General features: G+C 39.1%; 22 protein-coding genes. 8 read left to right on the plus strand and 14 right to left on the minus strand.

All coding sequences use genetic code 11. The features are described 5' to 3' along the window. Positions 1-3: 3 nt before the first annotated feature. From BVH02_RS15235 to BVH02_RS15255, 5 genes are all read right to left on the minus strand, one after another. Positions 4-1,026 (minus strand): hypothetical protein, encoded by a 1,023-nt coding sequence (locus BVH02_RS15235; protein WP_086502327.1) that lies wholly within the window; start codon positions 1,024-1,026, stop codon positions 4-6. A gap of 2 nt (positions 1,027-1,028) precedes the next feature. Then, entirely contained in the window at positions 1,029-1,346 is a 318-nt protein-coding gene (locus BVH02_RS15240) for a DUF3817 domain-containing protein (protein ID WP_086502328.1), read from the minus strand. Positions 1,347-1,348: 2 nt separating this feature from the next. Beyond that, positions 1,349-1,912 carry a hypothetical protein gene (locus BVH02_RS15245; protein WP_143244225.1) on the minus strand — a complete coding sequence of 188 codons (564 nt, stop codon included), beginning with the start codon at positions 1,910-1,912 and terminating at the stop codon, positions 1,349-1,351. Between the two features lie 246 nt (positions 1,913-2,158). After that, entirely contained in the window at positions 2,159-2,677 is a 519-nt protein-coding gene (locus BVH02_RS15250; RefSeq protein WP_086502330.1) for an acyl-CoA thioesterase, read from the minus strand. Between the two features lie 118 nt (positions 2,678-2,795). Further along, on the minus strand, positions 2,796-3,458 hold the full coding sequence (locus BVH02_RS15255; protein ID WP_086502331.1) for a protein-L-isoaspartate(D-aspartate) O-methyltransferase: 663 nt from the start codon (positions 3,456-3,458) through the stop codon (positions 2,796-2,798). 111 nt (positions 3,459-3,569) lie between these two features. Here BVH02_RS15255 and BVH02_RS15260 point away from each other — a divergent pair, with 111 nt between their 5' ends. Then, positions 3,570-4,166, plus strand: a complete 597-nt coding sequence (locus BVH02_RS15260) for a riboflavin synthase (RefSeq protein ID WP_086502332.1) — start codon at positions 3,570-3,572, stop codon at positions 4,164-4,166. A gap of 266 nt (positions 4,167-4,432) precedes the next feature. Here BVH02_RS15260 and BVH02_RS15265 read toward each other — a convergent pair whose 3' ends face one another. The 4 genes from BVH02_RS15265 to BVH02_RS15280 all read right to left on the minus strand — a co-directional run bounded on the left by BVH02_RS15265 (position 4,433) and on the right by BVH02_RS15280 (position 8,805). After that, a complete protein-coding gene (locus BVH02_RS15265; RefSeq protein WP_086502333.1) occupies positions 4,433-5,530 on the minus strand; it encodes a formylglycine-generating enzyme family protein in 1,098 nt (365 codons plus the stop codon). 73 nt (positions 5,531-5,603) lie between these two features. Beyond that, positions 5,604-6,614, minus strand: coding sequence for a hypothetical protein (locus BVH02_RS15270; RefSeq protein ID WP_086502334.1), 1,011 nt, complete (start codon positions 6,612-6,614; stop codon positions 5,604-5,606). Between the two features lie 202 nt (positions 6,615-6,816). Beyond that, positions 6,817-7,359, minus strand: a complete 543-nt coding sequence (locus BVH02_RS15275) for a ferritin (RefSeq protein WP_086502335.1) — start codon at positions 7,357-7,359, stop codon at positions 6,817-6,819. Positions 7,360-7,458: 99 nt separating this feature from the next. Next, positions 7,459-8,805: a M20/M25/M40 family metallo-hydrolase gene (locus BVH02_RS15280; protein WP_086502336.1), complete on the minus strand. Its 1,347-nt coding sequence runs from the start codon at positions 8,803-8,805 to the stop codon at positions 7,459-7,461. 68 nt (positions 8,806-8,873) lie between these two features. Here BVH02_RS15280 and BVH02_RS15285 point away from each other — a divergent pair, with 68 nt between their 5' ends. The 3 genes from BVH02_RS15285 to BVH02_RS15295 all read left to right on the plus strand — a co-directional run bounded on the left by BVH02_RS15285 (position 8,874) and on the right by BVH02_RS15295 (position 11,790). Further along, positions 8,874-9,389, plus strand: a complete 516-nt coding sequence (locus BVH02_RS15285; protein WP_086502337.1) for a DinB family protein — start codon at positions 8,874-8,876, stop codon at positions 9,387-9,389. Between the two features lie 132 nt (positions 9,390-9,521). Then, a complete protein-coding gene (locus BVH02_RS15290) occupies positions 9,522-10,223 on the plus strand; it encodes a potassium channel family protein (protein ID WP_086502338.1) in 702 nt (233 codons plus the stop codon). Positions 10,224-10,308: 85 nt separating this feature from the next. Then, positions 10,309-11,790 (plus strand): S10 family peptidase, encoded by a 1,482-nt coding sequence (locus tag BVH02_RS15295; RefSeq protein ID WP_086502339.1) that lies wholly within the window; start codon positions 10,309-10,311, stop codon positions 11,788-11,790. 174 nt (positions 11,791-11,964) lie between these two features. Here the strand turns inward: BVH02_RS15295 and BVH02_RS15300 are convergent, their stop codons facing one another. Further along, on the minus strand, positions 11,965-12,843 hold the full coding sequence (locus BVH02_RS15300; protein WP_086502340.1) for a glutamate--tRNA ligase family protein: 879 nt from the start codon (positions 12,841-12,843) through the stop codon (positions 11,965-11,967). Between the two features lie 36 nt (positions 12,844-12,879). Between BVH02_RS15300 and BVH02_RS15305 the strand changes: the two genes are divergently transcribed. The 3 genes from BVH02_RS15305 to BVH02_RS15315 all read left to right on the plus strand — a co-directional run bounded on the left by BVH02_RS15305 (position 12,880) and on the right by BVH02_RS15315 (position 16,944). After that, the gene (locus tag BVH02_RS15305; RefSeq protein WP_143244226.1) at positions 12,880-13,557 is read left to right on the plus strand and encodes a DUF6503 family protein; all 678 of its coding nucleotides are present in this window, start codon (positions 12,880-12,882) and stop codon (positions 13,555-13,557) included. A 79-nt stretch (positions 13,558-13,636) separates the two neighbouring features. Continuing rightward, complete coding sequence (locus BVH02_RS15310; protein ID WP_111357156.1) at positions 13,637-14,374, plus strand: carboxypeptidase-like regulatory domain-containing protein; 738 nt, start codon at positions 13,637-13,639, stop codon at positions 14,372-14,374. 164 nt (positions 14,375-14,538) lie between these two features. After that, the gene (locus BVH02_RS15315; protein ID WP_086502343.1) at positions 14,539-16,944 is read left to right on the plus strand and encodes an outer membrane beta-barrel family protein; all 2,406 of its coding nucleotides are present in this window, start codon (positions 14,539-14,541) and stop codon (positions 16,942-16,944) included. Positions 16,945-16,950: 6 nt separating this feature from the next. Here the strand turns inward: BVH02_RS15315 and BVH02_RS15320 are convergent, their stop codons facing one another. Further along, the gene (locus tag BVH02_RS15320) at positions 16,951-17,457 is read right to left on the minus strand and encodes a DUF4442 domain-containing protein (RefSeq protein ID WP_086502344.1); all 507 of its coding nucleotides are present in this window, start codon (positions 17,455-17,457) and stop codon (positions 16,951-16,953) included. A gap of 80 nt (positions 17,458-17,537) precedes the next feature. On the opposite strand from BVH02_RS15320, the gene BVH02_RS15325 reads away from it, so the two are divergent. Continuing rightward, positions 17,538-18,332 (plus strand): M48 family metallopeptidase, encoded by a 795-nt coding sequence (locus tag BVH02_RS15325; protein WP_086502345.1) that lies wholly within the window; start codon positions 17,538-17,540, stop codon positions 18,330-18,332. Between the two features lie 162 nt (positions 18,333-18,494). On the opposite strand, the gene BVH02_RS15330 is transcribed toward BVH02_RS15325, so the two are convergent. From BVH02_RS15330 to BVH02_RS15340, 3 genes are all read right to left on the minus strand, one after another. Next, a complete protein-coding gene (locus BVH02_RS15330; protein ID WP_086502346.1) occupies positions 18,495-19,370 on the minus strand; it encodes a glycerophosphodiester phosphodiesterase family protein in 876 nt (291 codons plus the stop codon). After that, on the minus strand, positions 19,367-20,680 hold the full coding sequence (locus tag BVH02_RS15335; protein WP_158093900.1) for a purple acid phosphatase family protein: 1,314 nt from the start codon (positions 20,678-20,680) through the stop codon (positions 19,367-19,369). The genes BVH02_RS15330 and BVH02_RS15335 overlap by 4 nt, the downstream gene beginning before the upstream one ends. A 321-nt stretch (positions 20,681-21,001) precedes the next feature. Next, the gene (locus BVH02_RS15340) at positions 21,002-21,805 is read right to left on the minus strand and encodes a 3'-5' exonuclease (protein ID WP_086502348.1); all 804 of its coding nucleotides are present in this window, start codon (positions 21,803-21,805) and stop codon (positions 21,002-21,004) included.

The raw sequence follows: 21,805 nt of genomic DNA on the forward strand, positions 1-21,805 counted from the left end.
TACTTATTTCTTGATAAGCTCTTCGAGGCTTGTTCTCATGATGCTCCCCATGTTTTTGCATGCTAGGAATTTATCATTTCCATAGTGCTTAGCGAGATCTTCTTTCAGCGAAGTTATATTTTGCGGTAGGGAGATGACATCATGCTCCATGCATCGTAAGATATCAAGTATGCCTTGCCGAGCAGTCTTTAATCTTCTAGAGATTAATGCCCGCTCTTCTTTCTGGTATTGAAGCATAGATTCTGGCGTGATATATTTCATGCCCAGCTGAATCAGAGCATTGTTTTCCTTAAAATATTGGGGTAGGTAAATAGATTTTTTGCCCTCATAGGATTGTTGATCAAAATCAATTGCTCGGATTCTGTAATGAGTTTCTTCAAAGTCGGGAGTCACATCAATCACGAAGTTGGAAGAGTGCATGTCGCCAAGAAGTCTCACAAAACAGCGCTCATTGAATTTGACAAATTCCTTAGCTAATCTAATGGGATTCAAATGCGGGTCCTCCATGTGGGCACGCATAAATTTATCACCTGGAATCCCTGCGATGTGTTCTTCAATTAACGTGTTTTGATGGACTAGATAAGAGATTCTATTTGGAGAAAGTAAGTGCTCAAACTCTAAACCGTAAACTCTAGAGGCATCGGCATTTTTGACATAGAAATAATCAAAATTATCATTGATTCTATTTACTATTCGCACCCGAAAAGGCTGTGTATTTCCATACACGCACAGGTCAATCCTATCCACGAATAAGTGCTCCATGACTGTCATATCTCCACCTGATTTCAGCAAGGCGTAAATCATTTTGACATTTAAATGAATCTCCTCACGGTCAGATTGCTCGTAGAATACTGTTTCCCAAAGTGTGTCTTGATCCTTAGAATCATATAATGCTATGGAACTGGAAAAGCGCAGCAACTCAAAGTAATGAATAGGAATATCCACTTCCCGACCGTATTTAATCAGGTAACGTCTCAGTCCATTGCTGATCGGGTAAATGAGCTTCTTTTTACTGATTAGTGCCATTTTTACAATTCCACGTGCTGACTTTTCTTTAAGTTTCTATCAAAGATAAATGGGCCAAATGGAAGAATTGATGCGACTATCGCAAAGAAAGTTCTAGTGAAAGTCCAGTTTAGATATTTGGCTGTTGGGAAAACCATTCCTATGTAAAGGATGAAAAGCGCTCCGTGAGCCGAACCGACATAAGTTACAGCCAATGGGTAGTCGAACATATATTTGAGTGGCATGGCTATTCCAAATAAAACTAGTGTTGAAATACCTTCGATAAGAGAGATCCAGCGAAAACGCTTTGCCCAAGTGTGCTGTTGAGGGGTAAGGCTCATTATTATTTTGCTATGTTAAAGAGAATTTTTAATGTGTTCCAAAGCTTGCCTTTCAAGGCTCTGTCTTCCGAGATTGTACTCAGGGAGTCTGCAAATAGGTATTCAGTTTCATCTTCAGTATGAATATGGTAATCAGAAGCTGGAAGTGCATTGATAGGGTGTTTGACACGACCAAATTTCAGTACAATATGTGCATTTAAATCGTAGAGCTCTGATAGGGTTCTACCCTCCAGTTCGTCTGACGAAAGTAGCCCCATTTCATTCATAGAATGGCCTACCGCATTGATCATATTGCCAAGCATCTCCAGTACTTCAGGCTTGAGTACTTTTTCTTCATGCAATACCAATATTCCCTTCTCAAAATTCCCGCGAACTGTCAATGGCTCAGGTTTGATTTCATCTTTACGAGATAAGGATTCTTCGATATGCACTGTCTTCGGAAGAGTCTTTGGCTTTTCTGATTCTAAAGAAACTAATGTTTCTTCCTTTACCTGTTCTGACTGAGGATCTTTTTCAAAGAAAAAAAGTTCTTCGGTAATGATATGTTGGAGCTCCTGAATGCTCATATTTTCCATGGTGGGAAATTGCTCATAATTAACCTTAACACAAAAGAAGCGAAGTGATATATCTATCAACCTTTGCTTATTTTTGTTTTTTAAACCACAAATGAAATGAATTTTGACCTGGCCAACATGGACAAATTAAATTGCCAGCTACAAAATTCATCTCCCAGTCATTCCTAATAAAGAATTTGAAAACGATCTTTAGTCTGAAGGCTTCATTTCCTGAGGTTAATATCTATTTCCAATATCCTATTGAAGGTTGAAAATAGACTTCAGCTCCACCGCGTCTTCAGGTTTCATTCGTTTTGCAAGTACCAGTCTTAGTTGTCTTCTTCTCAGCGCACCTTCAAAATTTTCGATTTCTTCAGGTGTTTCAGGTACTAAATCTGGGATTCTAGAAGGTTTGTTATCCTGATTCACTGCTACAAAAGTAAAAAATGCACGATTGGTCATCACTTTTTTATTGGCAGGGATATCTTCTGCTGTCACCTCTATAAATACCTCCATAGAGGAATTAAATGCACGGGTAACCTGAGCTTTCAGTGTTACTACATTCCCTAATGCAATTGGTTCTTGGAAAGAAATATTATCTGCAGAGGCTGTGACGACTATGCTATTGGAATGCTTCTGTGCCGCAATTGCAGCGACTACATCCATCCAATGCATGAGTTTGCCACCCATAAGATTATTAAGTGTGTTAGTATCATTGGGAAGGACCATTTCGGTCATGATCACTGCGGACTCTCTGGCGAATTTCTTGCTACTCATAAATCTAAATTTTAACAAAAATAGAAATAATATTTGGCTGAAAAATGTATAGAGTGTTTAATTCAAAACAATATTCTGAAATGCTATCAATTATCAATTCAGCCAATTTTAAATTATTTCAGCCCCAACCGTCTTTTCCCAACAATGGTACAAAAGCAAATCCCTCGTACTCTTCCTGAACCACTTTTGTTGTAGACTTCTTAGTGATTTTCAGCATGGCTTGTTTACGCTTGTCGCCCACGGGGATCACTAGTATACCGCCGATTTTCAACTGCTGAATCAAAGCCTCCGGCACCACAGGAGCACCTGCGGTAACAATTATTTTATCGTATTGCGCATATTCCGGCAATCCACCGGTACCATCTCCGTAGAAAAGGTGCATTTCTATTCCCAATCTTGCTAAAAATCGTTTGGTTCCTTCAAAAAGTTTCTTCTGATATTCTATCGTAAATACTTCTGCACCAAGAAGATGTAAAATACTTCCTTGATAGCCAGAACCTGTCCCGATCTCTAGGACTCGATCTCCTTCCTTGAGTTCTAAAAGCTCTGTTTGGAAGGCAACTGTGTAGGGTTGAGAGATTGTCTGACCTTCGCCGATCGGAAAGGCTTTGTCTTCATAAGCATGGGAAATCAATGCTGAATCAAAGAAAAAATGTCTAGGTAAGGTGTTGATAGCCTGAAGTACACGTTCATTTTTTATTCCTTTTTCCCGAAGTAACGTTACCAGTGCTCTCCGTTTTCCTTTATGTAAATAAGTGTCTTCGAGTTTGAGTAGGGGCATGTTTTATTTGTGGTTCTACGGTCGAAGATAAAAGAATATTTGGCTTAATTTGAACTTGAATTGGGCATTTGTTGCTTAGTCATTGAATCTTTGAAAGTTAACTTCACCACCATGTTCACAGGAATTATAGAAGCTTTTGGTACAATCCGAACAATCACCCAAGATGGTAGCAACGTACATTTTGATTTGGAATCTTCACTTGCTTCAGAATTGAAAATCGACCAGTCTTTGGCTCATGATGGCATATGTTTGACTGTAGTGCAAACTACACCAGATACTTACCGAGTGACCGCGATCGATGAGACGATTCAGAAGACTAATTTGGCCCAATGGAAAGTTGGCAAGAATGTGAATTTAGAGCGTTGTATGCCAGCCAATGGTCGCTTTGATGGTCATATAGTTCAAGGTCATGTGGATCAAGTGGGAACTGTAAAAAGTATCACTGATCAAAATGGCTCTTGGGTGTTTGATCTTGAGTTTGAGCATGGACTGGGGAACGTGACCGTAGAAAAAGGTTCGATCACGATCAACGGCACTAGCTTGACTTGTTTCAATTCTGGGCCAGGTAGATTTTCCGTTGCGATTATCCCGTACACCTTTGAACACACCAATTTTCATCAGCTATCGCCTGGTGACTTTGTCAATTTGGAGTTTGATATTCTTGGGAAATACATTCAGAGAATTACCAAAGGCTACGATTTGCAATAATCTTTTTTAGCAACAGATAGCAAAAATAAAATTCAAAGAGAAGGGTATTTTAGAAGTTGTCCGGTTTTCCAGAAGTTGGACTTTTAAGTGTTATTTGTTTCAAACCGCAGATTACGTATTGGGAGGAAGAATAAGCTTTTTTTTCTGTCCGAAAGACCGCAGATTTCCAGATGGATAGAGTAGGTAGGGAGAGTTGGAGATAAGTATTAAGTAAAAAAGGACGCTTCTTGATGAGAAACGTCCTTTTTTATTTTCTATTGAGTTTTTTACTTCAAGCTAATCGTCTTGTCCACAGCATCTTTTACCAATCTGAACCCTACATTGGAAGTTCCGCTGTCGAATGCCTGACCTTGACGGGCAGATGGTCGGTAGTTTACACAGTAATTATCTGCACATAAGTATGAACCACCTTTGATTACTCGCTCCATGGCATATGGATTGTCGGGGTTGTAGCATTGGTTCATGTTAGCATCTAATTTTGGGGCCTGTCCTGCTATTCTTGCATATTTCAATGCATCATACCAGTCGTCAGTCAATTCCCAAACGTTTCCTATCATATCATAGAGTCCAAATGTATTGGGAGCAAAAGATTTGACTGGAGAGGTTCCTATAAATCCATCTAAGCTTTCATTGTCATTTGGGAAATTACCTTGAAAGGTGTTTGCCAAATATTGACCGTTAGGAGCTAATTCATCTCCCCATGCAAAACGTTTGCCTTTAGCACCACCTCTAGCCGCAAATTCCCATTCATTCTCAGTTGGAAGCCTTTTGCCTGCCCATTCAGCATAAGCCTTAGCATCGTCGTAAGCGATATGCACCACTGGGTGATTTTCTTTTCCTTTCAAATCCGACCCTGGTCCTTCTGGGTTTTTCCAACTTGCTCCATCTACCCATTCCCACCATAGTGAAATATCCTGAGTAGGAACTGGGTAGGAGGGTGGGCTGAAAACCATGGATCCTGCTACTAATTTGGAGTCATCTAGCTTTGGCGTATTCGGGGGTAATTGCACTTTTAGTTCTTCCCAATCCAAGTCCTGCTCAGCTACGGTAATGAAGCCAGTTGCATCTACAAACTTAATGAACTGCGCATTGGTGACCTCATGTGTATCCATCCAAAAACCGTTAACTTTAAGGTCTACAGCTGGTTTTTCAGCAGAATAAGCATCCACTTCATTGGTTCCCATAACAAAATCACCTCCTGGAATCCAAGCCATACCTTCCACCTTTTCAGCAGGTTCAGGCATATTGGCTATGATCATTTTGTCTTCATCAATCACCTTGTCTTTAGTTTTTTCTTGACAGGAGAAAAACGAAAAACTTGCTATGACTACAGTGGCTAGACTGTATTGAATTTTATTATGCATAATTATATTCCTTGAGTTTCAAAATTAGAAGATTCTTTTCATCTAGAACAGAGATTGGAGGTAAATGAATTGGCTACTCTTCCTTTTCAACGGTTGCATTTAGCTGATTTGTTACTTTTTTACGGAGTTTATTAAAAAATTGCTTACGCTCTTTTTCGGCCACGAGACTGATTTGATTCGATTTTTTAATTAAGTTTTCCAAATTCCGGAACATGGCATCGTTGAACTTTGGGTCTGAAGTGCCATGAAAATAAATCACGCTATGATTGAGGTAAGTAACCTTACGTTCATCCATAGTAGCAAAAAATGTGTTGTCTCCTATGATAAATTCATTCACGAAGAACGTGTAATCTGCTCCTTCTATATCTGGATGTGAAGGCAAAATCTTTTTTCCTTTTTCTGCCATTTTTTCTAAGTTATCGATCACTTCTAGCATGCAGTTGTACAGAAAAACAGTGTCTTCTACGGCAGTCATTATCCCCATTTCATGATACAACTCAATTTGCCGAAGCGTAATGTTGATGCTTTCTATATTCCATATTTCCGTGGTTGGAATTTTATGGTAGACTTTGAGGATTTTCTGAGTTACCTCTGCATACTGGTCATAAGAATTATCATGGATGGAGTATTTGCAGTTTTTAAGACTATCCGTGAAAAGGATTGATTTTCTCCAGAAAAAAAATTTAAAAGCCGCTAATTCTTTGTGATAATAATGATGGAAAGGGGGCATGTCCTTCACCAGCCAGTAGATGTGTTTTTTAGAAAAACTGTTTACTAGATTAAGTTGAGCAAGTACATCTTCCATCCATTTCGTGAAACTGTTTTCCTGATAGTCATTCTGATTGCCCTGAAAGAGGATAGCATTGGAGTTAAGATTTAAAAATGAATCGACAGATATATTGAATCGATTACAAAGAATTTCCAGTTCGGAGAAATCCAAAAGTTTTTCTCCACGAATCCTCCTGTATGCACTATCAATACTGATTTCTAAAATTTCAGCGATCTCATCGACCAAGGAAGTATAGCTTGGCAATGACAATTTGAGCGCCTGAAAAAATGCCGCTTGGCTCTTATTGAAACTCATAACAAAAAAGGTTTTATGAAGTTTGTAGGAGAATATTCTTCATTAAGATATAGGAAAGTTGTCTAAGAAAAAATGAATTGAAAAAGAAAAGGTGCCTTTGTAAAAGCTTATAAATCACCTATATAATTAAATGTGGTGACTTTCAGTTTTTTTGTTTTAAAATTAAGCGCAAAAAAAAAGCGGCTGAAAAGCCGCTTTTGAGTTATACCTGGGGATGAGCTGCAGCATGCAGCTTTCCAAGCTCCTGATCAATAGTCCAGAGTCCAACCCCTTCTTCTCCGATGATATCGAAGAGCTCCAATGCTCTTCTGGACATAGTCTCTTCCTCTCTTTGTTCCGTAACATACCATTGCATGAAACTGAACGTTGCAAAATCCTTCTTGGAAAATGCATGATCCACGATATTATTGATTGATTTAGTCACGGCAATCTCGTGTTCTAATATCAATTCAAAAATCTCTCGAAGTGAATTGAAGTTATGCCTAATACCTGTGATCTCAGGCTGAAATGCGTGCCCTCCAGCTTCATTGATGTATTGGAAAATTTTCATCATATGCATCCTCTCTTCATCTGAATGTGTATAGAGGTATTTGGCAGCATTCTCATAGCCCATCATGTGACACCACGATGCCATTGACAGATAATAAGCGGAAGAAGTACCTTCCATTTCTACCTGAGTATTTAGTAATTTCTCTGTATCGACAAGTAATGAACGCTGTAGCGTTACGATTTCTTTAGCTTTCATAGTTATAGTGTTTCCATTAGTAAACCGAATATAACCACTGTGGTTCCATAAGCTTCAGCTTTTCATTGAATTTGGAATTGATTTAATTAAGAACTGCGCTTATCTGGAAAGTGGAGATGGGATTACGGGCAAACTTTCTGCTCCAGATTCTGAAACTGATTGCACTGCAAAGAAGTAATTGTCTTTTGAATAAGGGAGAGTTAGTGTTGTATCTGTTGTCCAGAACTTGCGTTCCCACACTGCTGAAGATGTTTCTCTCATCAATACGTAGTATCCTTTTGTTTTTCCGATCACCGAAGCTTTCCATAGCAAGGTGGATTTATTGCTTAATCCGCGCACATCAATTTTAACTTCTTGGGGCTGATCAGGTGAGTTAGCTAATGAAGCTAGGGACGCGAGATTTACAGCAGCTACTTTTCTCAAGTATTCAAAATCCATGAATTCAGGTAAGTCGCCATATTGTACACCATCTTCCACGCGTACATTTTCGTGCTGATGTAGGAAGTTTTCATTCATTTCAGACATTCTTACAGCTGTGAAAGCATTTCTTGCAAAGGCAGTTTGGTCTCCACCTCTCAGGAATCTATCTGATCTATAGATGAGTTTCACTTCAAACTGATCTACATAACGCTCACCAAGCTCTTTGATGTATCGCGCAAGTTGCCTGGATTCACTATCATTGTCAGCATTGATCGAGCGTCTGATAGTAGCTTGCTGCTCCGTTTCCGCCATAGGAATTGTTTCCGAGAAAACTCGCATTTTCAAGTTGTCTTTGATCAGTGTCTCGGACGAATTACTATTTCCCACAATATCATTATTCAGAACTGCAGCGATGTTCCAATCTTCGGCTTTTGCTTTATCAGACATATAAGTAGCTCCCTTGAGTCCCTGTTCTTCCCCAGTAAATGCTACAAAAAGGATAGTGGCTGAGAACTTATGAGAAGCCATGACTCTTGCTAATTCTATTACAGCGGCTGTTCCGCTGCCATCATCATTGGCTCCTGGCGAACTGCCTTCTACATCCATGATATCCTTATTTCGGGAATCCATGTGCCCAGAAATAACGAAAATCCTGTCATCTGCCGGGTCTGTTCCCTTAAGTGTAGCAAATACATTTGCACCGGGAGAATCTACCAAAACCCTCCTTTTATCACCTGGAATAGTGAATTTTTCTATTTCAGCAGTCATTCTTCCATTTGATTGCTTCGCAAAATTGTTGAATTTAGAAAGCACGTACTGCTGAGCTGCAGGCATGCCATTTTCAGCATTGGTATTTAAGGTGTGGCGGGAGTTGAAAGAAGCTAATCTTCGTACGTGATGTTCTAAAGAATCTGAAGAAATTTCAGATACCATCTGAGCTATCTCTGGATTTCTGATGACAGTGGTTTGCGACATGGTCACTTGACTACCAAGTACCAGAAAGAGAATAAGTAAACTTTTATGCATGATATGAGAGTGTTTTATACTTATGACTTAAATTTATGGCATAAATATTTTAGCCAACGCATTATTACATGAAAATACTTGACCAACCGAAAGAAGGGGATTATTCAACGTTTTTCTCCACCTATCTCAATCTAGTCTCCGGAAATAAATATGAAGAGCAGATTTTAAAACAGGCAGATTCACTTTTAGGTTTATTTCATAAAAAAGGACTGGAATGGGCTAGTACTGCCTACGAAGAAGGGAAATGGACTCCCAAAGAAGTGCTTGGTCACGTGATCGACACTGAGCGAATTATGACTTTCAGGGCACTTTGTTTTGCCAGAGGAGAGAAATCTGCCTTACCGGGTTTTGATCAGGATCCTTATGTATTGAATGCGAGATTTGGTGAGATGCAATTACACTATTTACTTGATGATCTGATGGCTCAGCGCATAGCTTTATTATCGATGATCCGAACATTACCTGAAGACACGCTGGACTTAGTGGGTACTGCGAGTGGCAATCCTATTACGCCAAGAGCTTTATTTTGGATTATACCAGGCCATTTTGCCCATCATATGAAAATACTTGAAGAGCGTTATTAGCTTTAAAGTACCTGTGGAGAAGTGATTAAGTTCAGGTAGTTGAGCAAATAATTTGATGCATTTGATTCCCTACTTTTAGAAAAGCTGATATTCTTACTATACACTAATAGCAAGATCAAAACTGAAAATTAGATGAACCAATTTGTATACAACAGAAGTAAGCAAGTAAAGCGCGCATTCCATTCGTTTACAGAATATTGGCTAACTGATGCAAGCTTCGCGGTATTACTTCTCATATTATTATTCACAGTTTTTGTGCTGCCTATTTTGATAGAATATGGACATGTCCATGCATTTTTTGTCAATGCTGTATTTTTGTTTCTGTTTTTCACTGGTATTTGGTCTTCTACTAATAGACTTTTAATTGGCATAACCTCCATACTTTTTGTAACACATTTGGGGCTGAGAATCATACGGTTTTCCAATTATGATTTTGAATTTTATCTGGCTGAGCGGATAGTAGGCATATTGAATATGATGATTTTTATATTTCTGAACACCAGACTGTTATTTAGGAATCATGAAGTGAATGTTTATAGAGTTATTGGAGCGATCAATGTTTATTTACTCGTTGCGATTCTTGGTGCATTCCTATTTGAAATTATTTACCTCACCACTGGATCAGGAATTGGAGGGGATTTTACCATGGTAGGATTGGACAAGGATTTTCCCCTCTATATATATTTTAGCTTGGTATCTCTTACCACTGTTGGATTTGGAGATTTATATCCTATCCAAGTGATGTCAAAGATGTTATCTGTTTTTCTTTCTACAATAGGGATCTTATATCCTGCCGTAGTGATCGCTAGACTAGTATCTTCCTCAAAAGGCTAGTAAATTGTCTCCACTTATGTAATTTTTCCTCCTCTTTTACTAAGTATTTGTAGCTTCAAAATCGAATAATTATAACCCATACTTTATGAGAAAATTAAGTTTAACACTACTCTTTTCTGTTTGTCTCTCTATTGTGATGGCACAAACGGAAAGACAAATCGAAGTGGAATCTGCTGTGGTCACTACACATACTACGACTATCAAGGGCAAAAAAGTCCCTTATACAGCTACTGCAGGTACGCAACCAGTTTGGAATGAAAAAGGCAAGCCAATCGCTTCCTTATTTTACACTTTCTATCAGCGAACGGATATCTCTGACAAGAACACCAGGCCTTTGGTGATTTCATTCAATGGAGGACCAGGTTCTGCGTCTATTTGGATGCACATAGCATACACAGGACCAGTAGTATTGAATATCGATGATGAAGGCTATCCGCTTCAGCCTTATGGCACTAAGTCAAATCCTTATTCTATCCTTGACGTAGCTGACATTATCTATGTAGATCCTGTGAATACTGGCTTTTCTAGAATAGTAGATGAAGAAGTCGATCGTTCTACATTCTTCGGAATCAATTCTGATATAAAATATCTGGCTGATTGGGTGAATACCTTTGTTACTCGTCAGGGAAGATGGGCTTCGCCAAAATATTTGATAGGTGAAAGTTATGGCACTACTCGTGTAGCTGGCCTAGTAGCACAACTTCAAAATTCCCATTGGATGTATTTCAACGGAGTAGTATTGGTTTCTCCAACTGAAATGGGAATTGAACGTGGCGAACCAATCCATACTTCTAATTACCTGCCTTATTATGCAGCTACTGCATGGTATCACAATGCCTTAGATGCTTCTTTGCAAAGCAAGGACTTGGATGCAATTTTACCTGAGGTGGAAGCATTTACAATAAATGAACTGATTCCAGCCGTCGTGAAGGGCGGTATGCTTACAGCTGCAGAGCGAGATGCCATCGCTACTAAATATGCGCTTTATTCTGGCTTGAGCAAAAAGGTAGTCTTGGAGCATAACCTGATGATTCCTACCAATTTCTTTTGGAAAGAGCTCCTTAGAGATAAAGGAATGACCGTGGGTAGATTGGATAGCAGATACAAAGGTTTTGATAATGCAGGTACAGGTTCTAGACCTGATTTTGATCCGGCTTTATCTTCATGGAATCATGCTTTTGCACCTTCGTTTCAAACGTATGTGAGAGAGCATCTTAAATTTAAAACTGACTTGACCTACAATCTTTTTGGTCCAGTACATCCTTGGAATCGCACTAATGAGACCACAGGTTATGATCTAGCTAGTGCAATGCGCCAAAATCCTTATTTGCATGTTATGACTCAGTCTGGCTATTTTGATGGTGGTACAGATTATTTTAATGCGAAATACAACCATTGGCAAATGGATCCATCTGGAAGAATGGCAGATAGACTTACTTGGAAAGGCTACAGAAGTGGTCACATGATGTATTTGAGAGCTGAGGATTTACAGACTTCCAATGAAGACATTCGTGAGTTCATCAAAAAATCTATGGTAGCTCCTGATATGCCGGCTAAGTATAATTGAGTATTCAGTAGCAAGTATTAAGTATCAAGAGAACAGAATGGAGAAGGTGATGGACTAAAATTGACTTGAAATCTGATCCAAAAAGTTAGAAAGCCGGAGATAATTCTTCGGCTTTTTTTATGAAAAAGATTTATTCGCAGTAAGAAAGCGGATTTCACTGCGGACGATTTAGCTTTAAAGAGATAACTCGCTTTTGAAGGATTCAAAATTCTGAATTGGCTCTTTTGCTCCCATTAGTTCGCCTAAAATCTGATATACATCTGACGGTTTCTTCCCTTCATTTCTATGGTATTGAATAGAATTAGCACCTTCAGTCTTCGAGAGCTTTTTGTTTTTGGGACCTTTCAATAGCGCATGATGATGAAAAGTAGCTTTCTGGAAGGAGGTAAGATCGAGTCCATTTGCTACGATTTGCTGATCCAAAGTCGATCCCAGCAAATCAAGGCCTCTCACCACCAAATCAACTCCATAGTGTACATCGTCTATAACTGAGGTGAGTTGATATGCTGGAAGCTTGTCTTTCTTTCTGACAATGAAAAAAGCCGAGTCTTCAGGAAGAGTATAGGATTTCAGACCTTGTAAATAGGTTTTGATCTTGATGAAATCAGTGTCGAAGGTATCCATTCGCCAGCACGTGTCAATTCTTTCCAATGGGATATTTCTGACTTGGCAATGTCCGAGATAATAGCCAGAGGAATCTAATTGCTGAATTTTCTTACGCGTGCAATCACAGGCAAACACTAATTTACGCTCTCGAATTTGCTCTAATGCTTCCAGATAACTGTTCATTCTATGAATTTGAGACCATTCTTGGTCGAACTCCTGCATATTTTTTGGCCCCTGGTCATAGCCGATCTCCATGAAGTCTAACATATCAAAAATATCCTGCACATATTCTGGTCTGTACCGATCCCGGTCCAGGTCATCGATTCTCAATAATATTTTAGCTCCAGTCTTCTCTGCCAAAGCTTTTGTCACTAAAAAAGAGTAAAGATTCCCCAAGTGTAAAAAGCCGCTGGGTGTAGGGGCAAATCGTGTAAGCTTAAATTCCATGTGGTAAAATTAGTCAGTTTAAGCTAACTTATCGAGATGAAATACTCCTTGACCTTATTGACAGTGCTTTTAATGTTCAGTTCATGTGCAACTGAAAAACTCCCAATTGATCTCACAGGGGAGGAAATGATCGAGAAATCAATCGCATTTCATGATCCTAATGGAAACTGGAAACACCTCAAAGCTACTTTTGTGCTAGAAGATAGTTTGCCTGCGCCTAGATCTTCCAGAAGCTATAGTTTTTCACTGGATAATTCTCAATCAAGGATGGCTTATAAAATTGACGGAATTAGCTACGTAGTCCAGAATGATTCACTAGATGTGGAAATGGGAGATATGTCCTTGGAGCGTGCGTTGCGGAGTAGGAATTATTACACCTTTCTTTGGGGTCTACCGATGAAATTACATGATTCCGGAACTACCATTGATGCTTTAACCACTATGGAGGAGTTAGATGGCGTTGCCTATCACGTGGTGCGAGTTCCTTATGAGAAAGACATTTGGTATTTCTACATGGAGCCTGAAAGCTATAGAATGGCCGCATATAAATTCTATCAAGATGAGCCAAATCAAAAAGGTGAAATTATTTATTTAGAAGGTATTACTGAATTTGAAGGAATGAAAATCCCAGCAAATCGTACGTGGTACAGAACTGAAACACCAGAATTTTTGGGTACCGATAAGCTTATTAGAATTGAATCATTGGGTAATTAGGCATTTTTCAGCTTAGGTTAAGTTTCTTTAACTCCATAAAATTCAAAAACCGAGGAATCCCTACCTACTTTTGAGCTGCATGAGATTCAGACTCCTAATACTACTTTGTTTTGCTTTTCTCCCGTCTTTAATGGCTCAAAGCACTTATTCGGGCAATGTGCTCGATGCAAATGATAAGATGTATCTCGAAGGGGTGTCTGTGGAAGTAATAGGAACTGATCAATTGCAAATTACCAATGCCAGAGGCTATTTTTCTGTGAAAGGAGTAATTGGAGACACCTTGCGTTTGTCCTATCCTGGTTTCTTGGAGCAAAAAATTGTTTTGGCTGAAGAGACATTTTTATTACTTCAAATTCAGGATAGAGCTAGGTTGCTACCCACTTTTGAAGTCAAATCTGAACCGTATTCTTTTCGATTCAAAGACGGAAAACTAACCCTAATTGATCCAGATGAAGAAGTAGCAACATCGATTAAAAGTGGAATTACTGCGGGGTATTTAAATTCGCCAAATTTGACTGGGGGAGTAGCTATTGCAGGAGTATTGTCTTCTCTCACTAAACGAGCTAGACAAGAACGAGAATACCAGAAGAAACTGGAGTGGCTCAGTAGAAGGGCTGGATATTATGCAGTAGTTGACTCAGACACCATCCGTCAGAACCTAATGGTGAAATATCAATTGCAGCGATCGGAATGGGATAAATTAATCATTCGCTTCAATGAAGGGAATGCATATCACGAGTTTTTGGATTGGTCAAAGGACCGAGTCTATTCCACACTTAGCGAGTTTATTAAGCGCGAAAGTGACTGGATAAATTAGACTTTTCCCGCCTAAATCATTCACTTTTTTGAATAATAGGTGAAAAATATAATTCCCAATCAAGCTACCTAGTTTATTAGGATGAAGAATATTCTGGTCGTAGAAGACAATGTGGAACTTGCAAATGATATTGTGCACTATCTTTCAGGCGAAAACTATCAACTATGAAGTTTAAAACCTTTTTTCTGATTACTTTCTTCGCTTCTCATGCTGTTTTCGGCCAAGAAACTAATGTAAAGCTGTCAGGGAAAATTACGAACAAAGCTTCTCAGGAAGCTTTGTCTTATGTTAACATAGTACTAAGAACATCAGTAGATTCGACTTTCGTTACTGGTGCAATTTCTGATGAAGCTGGACTTTTTACGCTTTCGGATGTCCCACCTGGAAATTATGAATTGGAAGCAAGCTTTATAGGATTTGAAACTGTTCGGAAAGAGGTGTACGTAGGTTCAAGTTCTCCGTTTTTAAATATTGGCGAGGTCGCATTGTCTGCCTCATTCCAAGAGTTAGGTACAGTAGAAGTAATAGGACAATTGGAGGAGGTCAGTGCCAAAATGGACAAGAAAACCTACGATTTGGGACAAAACATAAGCCAAAGCGGGGGCTCAGTTCTTCAAGCCATGTCCAACTTGCCGGGCGTGACTGTCCAAGAGGGGAAAGTGCAGATTCGTGGAAATGATCGCATAGCCGTGTTGATCGACGGAAAGCAGACTGCTTTGACTGGATTTGGGAATCAAACGGGCCTTGACAATTTACCGTCTTCAGCAGTGGAGCGAATCGAAATCATCAATAATCCCTCAGCAAAATTCGATGCCAACGGTAATGGCGGCATCATCAATATTATTCTCAAGAAAGAAAAGCAGGAAGGATTTAATGGAAAAGTGGGTCTGGCAATAGGTGTGGGAGCTCTTTGGGAAAAGCAGGCAAATCTTCCAGGAATCAGAACTCAATACCAAGGCACACCGAAAATCAATCCTTCCCTTTCTCTTAATTACCGGAAGAAGGATGTGAATTTTTTCTTTTCGGCTGATAATCTCTATACAGAGACTTTGAACAAAAATGAGTATATCACCCGTAATTATGATGACGGAACTGTCATTCATCAGCAGTTAAAACGAAACAGAAACACAAACTTCCTAACCACCAGAGCAGGAATGGATTGGACGATAGATTCTCAAAATACCTTGACAATATCTGGGCTTTTCGGAAGTGAAAAAATTATAGATAGGGGTGACCAGCCATTTTATAATGGAGATTTTTCTGAACGGTTGAGACTTTGGCAGTTTCTGGAAGACGAGTTAAAAACTACCGTGATGGCGACTGTAGCTATAAAGCATAATTTTATAGATCCGGGTCGCAGCCTTTCCGCCGGTTTGAATTACACTTTTCACAGAGAAGATGAGCAGTATTTTTTCACCAATACACTTCCAGAATATACTGGTGAAGAAGCTTTCAAATTGCTCTCGGATGAAAATGTAGTGGATGTAACCCTTGACTATGTACAGCCTTTGAAAAATGGCAGACTGGAAACTGGAATGAAATTCCGAAGTCGTTGGATTCCTACCAACATGCAATTTTTTCCAAGTGAGAACTCGCCAATTGATTCACTGGCTGGAGGAGCTGCGACATACAAAGAAATAATTCCGGCAGTTTATGGCAATTATGTTTTTGAGTCCAAAAAATGGGATGCTGAAATAGGACTAAGATTAGAATACTTTAAACTCAATTATGATGTAAATCCAAATCACCCAACTTATAAAAGTGATGGTAATACCTATTTCCAGCCATTTCCGAATACCAGAGTTTCTTATAAACTCAATGAGCTGAATAAGCTGACGGTATCCTATAACCGAAGGGTGGATCGGCCAAACGAAGTGGATATACGAATTTTTCCAAAGTACGATGATGCCGAGATTATCAAGGTGGGAAATCCCGCATTGAAACCCCAATTTACAAATTCGTTTGAACTAGGTTGGAAGACGACTTGGTCCAGCGGATCGCTGTATTTGGCAATTTATCACCGCAGTGTAGATGGAACTATTACTCGGATATCCACCACATTTGGGGACAATAAATTGATCTATGCCATTTTTCAAAATGCCGGAAAAAGCTACAATTCTGGCTTCGAGATAATTTGGGATCAGGATGTGAATGATTGGTACTCTTTTGATCTTAATCTGAATGGATATCATAATCAGATCGACGCCTTCACCGTGGAGAATCTCTATCCTGAGGCGCACACACTCACAATAGACAAGCAGGAAATTTTCTCAGGAAATGCAAAATGGAACTCCAAATTCAGGTTTTCAGAGAATTTCACGGGGCAATTGTCGGCCATTTATTTAGCAAAGGATATTATCCCCCAAGGCGTAATCCAAGCTAGATTCACGCTGGATATGGGAATTAAGAAAGTGATCCAAAATGGCAACGGAGAGCTTTACTTCAATGCTACTGACTTGCTAAATACCATGGTAATCAAGAAAAACATTGATGGAAGTGACTTCAGCTACACAAGCGCTGATTACTATGAAACGCAGGTGTTTCGGTTAGGATATAATTATAAATTTTAATACTATTTAAGCTTTCCTCTTGAAAGACCAAGTTACATAGAATCGTGCTACCTCTTCTCCCTGTGGGTTTTTACCACTGGAAACCATCGTCAATTTCCCGGTATCATTTGGCCGTAAGGATTCAATCAGTGTAAACAGTTCCTGCCCTTGTTCGCAGGTGAATGTGATGGTTTGATTAGCTTTTTTAAAGTATTCCGCCCTGAAATCCACCACGAGCATGGAGTATTTTCCTTGACCGCTAATAGCTAATTGACAAAGTGCACCAGTGCTCAATTCTGCTGCGCCAGCCATTGCGGCGAAATATATTGATTTGAAAGGATTCTGAGTTCTCCAAGAATATGGGATAGTCACCACACATTTCTCAGCATCTAATATTTTTATTCTAAACTTCCAAAAGATTGCTGAGGGAAGCTTAATTAACATTCCAAACCAAAAATATAGCGGATTGCTCATTTTTTTTTGATAAGCTAATGCATCCGGATTTAAAGCGATTTGGGATTCTTTAGTTTTCATGTTTTTCAGAATGAAATCTTAAAGTAGTGAAAATTGCATTCTGGTATCCAATTTGAAACTACTGAAGAAAAAAAACCACCATGAAAAAAATAGCAATTTTGTTTTGTACAGGATTATTTATGTATTCCTGTGCTACAGTGCCGCTAACAGGTAGAAATCAATTATCACTTGTGTCATCTTCAGAGATTCAACCTATGGTAGATGACCAATATAATCAGGTTCTTAAGGAAGATAAGGTAGTAACTAGCTCGGCTGATGGGCAAAAGGTGCTCAGAGTGGGGAATCGCATGGCTAAGGCTGTGGAAAGTTATTTGATCTCTCAGGGATTTCAAGAGCTAGCAGATTCTTTTGAATGGGAATTCAATCTGTTGGAAAGTGATCAAGTGAATGCTTGGTGTATGCCAGGAGGAAAAGTAGCATTCTATACTGGTATTATGCCCCTTACCCAAACAGAAACTGGTATAGCAGTAGTAATGGGTCATGAGATAGCACATGCAGTGGCTTCTCATTCTGCAGAAAGAATGTCAACTGGAATGCTTACTAACCTAGGAGTAAGTGCATTGTCATCTGCATTGGGACAAAATCCATCTATGACTCAGCAGATTTTATTACAATCCGTGGGTATTGGAAGTCAACTAGGAACGCTGAAATTCTCAAGGCAGCATGAGTTGGAAGCTGATGAAATGGGATTAATTTTTATGGCAATTGCTGGTTACGATCCTAGAGAAGCACCGATTTTCTGGACAAGGATGCTTGAAAAAGAAAATGGAGCGGCTCCACCAGAGTTTCTTTCAACTCACCCTGCATCTCAGACGAGAATAAGTAAGTTGAATAGCAACATGCCTAAAGCCTTAACTTTTTACAAAGGGAAATAAGCATTATAATACTGATTTTAAAAAGTTATCATAATAAGACTTGGCTCAAAATCGTGGGAGGTTAAAGAGTTAGTCGCATTGGAGAAAGAGCTCGGTATAAAGCCGGGCTCTTTCTATTTAGTCTAGTGCCACATTCGGGAATTATTCCACTCTGTCGAATAATTATTTAGCAATTTGGAGGTTAGGTGAATGAGCCTTGATTCCTATCCAGAATTTAGGTAAATCAGTTTGGACAACGCTAGCACCATGTTGCAATAGATCAAAAGCCAGCTCAGGTTTAGGATTTTTGCTTAATTCCCTATCCAAATCTCCAAGAGAATTGATCCATGTTCGAACGCCAAATTTCTTTGCAAGAGCATAGGTTTTTTTAGAATTGAAACTAGGGTCTATGTGCACAATCACTGGATCTAGTTGCTTGTAAGCTTTTTTTATCTGCTTCGTTTTGTATGTTCGAGGCATCAAATAAGCACTTGGCATTTTTGCTTTTATTGCTTTTAGAATTTCCCAATCTGAGTCAAAGAAGATCACTTCATCAAGTACGTTCAATTCTTGAACAACAGCCATCACTTCATCTATTTTGGAGGTTTTGAGATCCAGATCCACCATGATTTTCCCTTTGGAAAGTGCCAATGCTTCGTTCAATGTGGGGATAGCTATTCCAGAATCTTTGCCATCAAATAAGAGTGTATACTGTTTCAAATCAGCGCTACTCATTTTTTCTATATCGCCATTTCCTGTAGTTGTGCGATCAATAGTTTGATCATGCATTAGATAGACTTTTCCATCCGTGGTCACACGCACATCTATTTCAATAATATCTACTCCCAGATCTATCGCTTCCTGTATTGCCTCAAGACTGTTTTCAGGATAATGTTGATGTGCAGCTCTGTGTGCTGCGACCAATAATTCATTAGAATTCAGAAGCTTTTCTCTGATCTGATCTACTTGGGCAAAAGATGATAGGTAAAAGAAAAATGTTAGTGCAAAAACTACGACACGTTTTGAAAATGAAGTAAGGAAAAGAGGTTGATTTTTCATTTGGATTGAAGTCTTTCTGGCGTATTGGGAATTTTATTTATAATTGAGTTTGATCCGTCAGCATCCTTTTGGATTTCAAAAGAATCATAGAGTTTGCCAAGTGTTGTGTAGGTTTTAAAAGTCAACAGGTCATCTTTAACATTGATCCATTGGTAAGTCTGAGTGCTATACCCTTTCCGTGTCATCCACTCATCAGGTTTCAAATCATACATTTTTGGCCCGGCCACAGAGACGACATAGACAGTGCCTTTGTCGTAGTTAAGTTTACCATTTTCATCGAAGGCCTGACCCCTTGCATAGGCATGATCGTGACCTTGGATAGCTAAATCAACTTTGAACTCCTGCAAAATAGGCCGTATATAATCTATCATTTTATCATGATAACGAGTAGGGTGGGTTGCATAAACAGGATAGTGAAAAGTGATCACCGTCCATTTTCTAGGGTTATTGGTCAAAATATTTCTTAACCAATCAATCTGAGCTTTTCTATAAGTAGGGGATTCATCGATCTGCTCACCATCAAGAGAAATTACCTTTAACTCTGGATAATTTACTTCATAGCTGGTTTCTTCCAATCCTTTAGGACCATTTTTAGGAAGATTAAATTGAGCATTCCAGTGAGGAGTTAGCGTCGCGGGATTTTTAGAAAATTCATGGTTGCCTGGAGTCATCATAGAAGGAATCGTCGCATGAATCCAATCTCCAGCTTCAAACCATCCTCCCCATTCAAAATCAGCATGCTCGTTGTCTATTAAATCTCCAGCATATACTGTGAAATCCATTTTAGGTAAGTTGATCATCGCTTCTCGAATAACTCGACTAAACATAGAAACAACCTCATTTTGTACATCACCGAGGTAGAGAAAATTCACCTCCTTGTCATCTTCGGGAATAGAAAATTGAAACCATTCAGACCAGTTTTCCTCCGTTCCGACGCGATACACATACTGTTCGCCAGCCTTCAATCCTGTCAAATTCACCTGGTGATAATTGGCATGGATGACGGGTTCGCCTTCATGCTGAGACACAAGTGTTTCTGTCTCAGCTTCCAGTAAAGATACCGCTTCTCTATATTCTGGACCCGCGGTGGCAACAGCAAATTCTAATTGAGAAAAATTCCTAGAAGTGTCGGTTCTCCAGTTAATCCCTATGCCTTCCAGTGGATTTTCAGATAGATTTAGTATAATCCGATCTGGTTTTGAGCTTGGAAGTAAATAATCATTGGAAGAATTTTCTTGGGCAAATGAAAGAAATGGTGATGCAAGAATTAGGATTAAAAATAATCGCTTTAGCCTATTTAAATTACTCATTGTCATATTTTTATGGGTATTTCTAAGCGCTTTTTTAGCTTATGAGTAGATGAGTTAAATATGGTTATCATAGTATATACCCTGATAGTGCTTATTCAGGCTATTGAATCTGCTAAACATTAAGTGAAGCTGATACCTACTATCTAAACTACTAAAACAAAACCCGAAGTCGCCTCCGGGTTTTTGTTTTTGATAAGGTAAGCCAAAAGCATTCTAAAATAAGCTTCAAAATTGAATTGAGAGTACTTCGGTCTTCTGTCTTCCAGCTTATAAAACAATGAGAAGATTACTAAAGACATCAATAAAGCTAAGTTCAAATACTTACATATTAAATCCTCTTAGTTTGATCTGAGTAAGTTTCCTTTTGGTGTCTAGCGGGAAATCTCCTCGCATCATCCAGTCATAATATCCTGGCTCGTCTTTGAGCACTTGAGTGACTGGAGTTCCTTTTTGCTTCCCGAAGTTGAAAACTTCAACACCTTCGTTATTGAATACAAACCTGCCGGCTAGATCTACCATTTTCTCATTGAGCAGGTCATGTAGTTTCTTCATGTCGTTTTCGAAGACTCCCACTTTATTACCCTGCAAATCTTCCATTTCTTCTCCCAAATAACGCTCTATTTGTGCTGTGAATACATCCAATGTTGCAAGCGTATCAGCTTCGGCAGAGTGAGCATTTTCTAGATTTTTGCCACAGTAAAACTTGTAGGCAGATGTCAGGTTACGTTTTTCCATCATGAAAAAGATCTTCTGCGCATCCAGTAAGTTTCTCTTCTCCACATCAAACTCGATACCTGCCCTGAGAAATTCTTCTACCAGAAGCGGAATGTCATATTTCAGTATATTGAATCCAGCAAGATCAGACTGACCGATAAACTGAACAATCTCTTTTGCCAAATCTTTAAAGGTGCTCTCCTCTTTCACATCCTTGTCGTAGATGCCATGAATTAGCGAAGCTTCAAGAGGAATAGGAATAGTAGGGTTGATCTTTTTGGTATAGATTTCCTGTCCGCCGTCAGGCTTTACTTTCACGATGGAAATCTCGACAATACGGTCTGTGGAAATATTAATTCCGGTTGCCTCTAGGTCAAAAAAAGCGATTGAATTCTTTAAGTTTAATTGCAT

The sequence above is a fragment of the Algoriphagus ratkowskyi genome, assembly GCF_002150505.1.
Lineage (GTDB): Bacteria > Bacteroidota > Bacteroidia > Cytophagales > Cyclobacteriaceae > Algoriphagus > Algoriphagus ratkowskyi.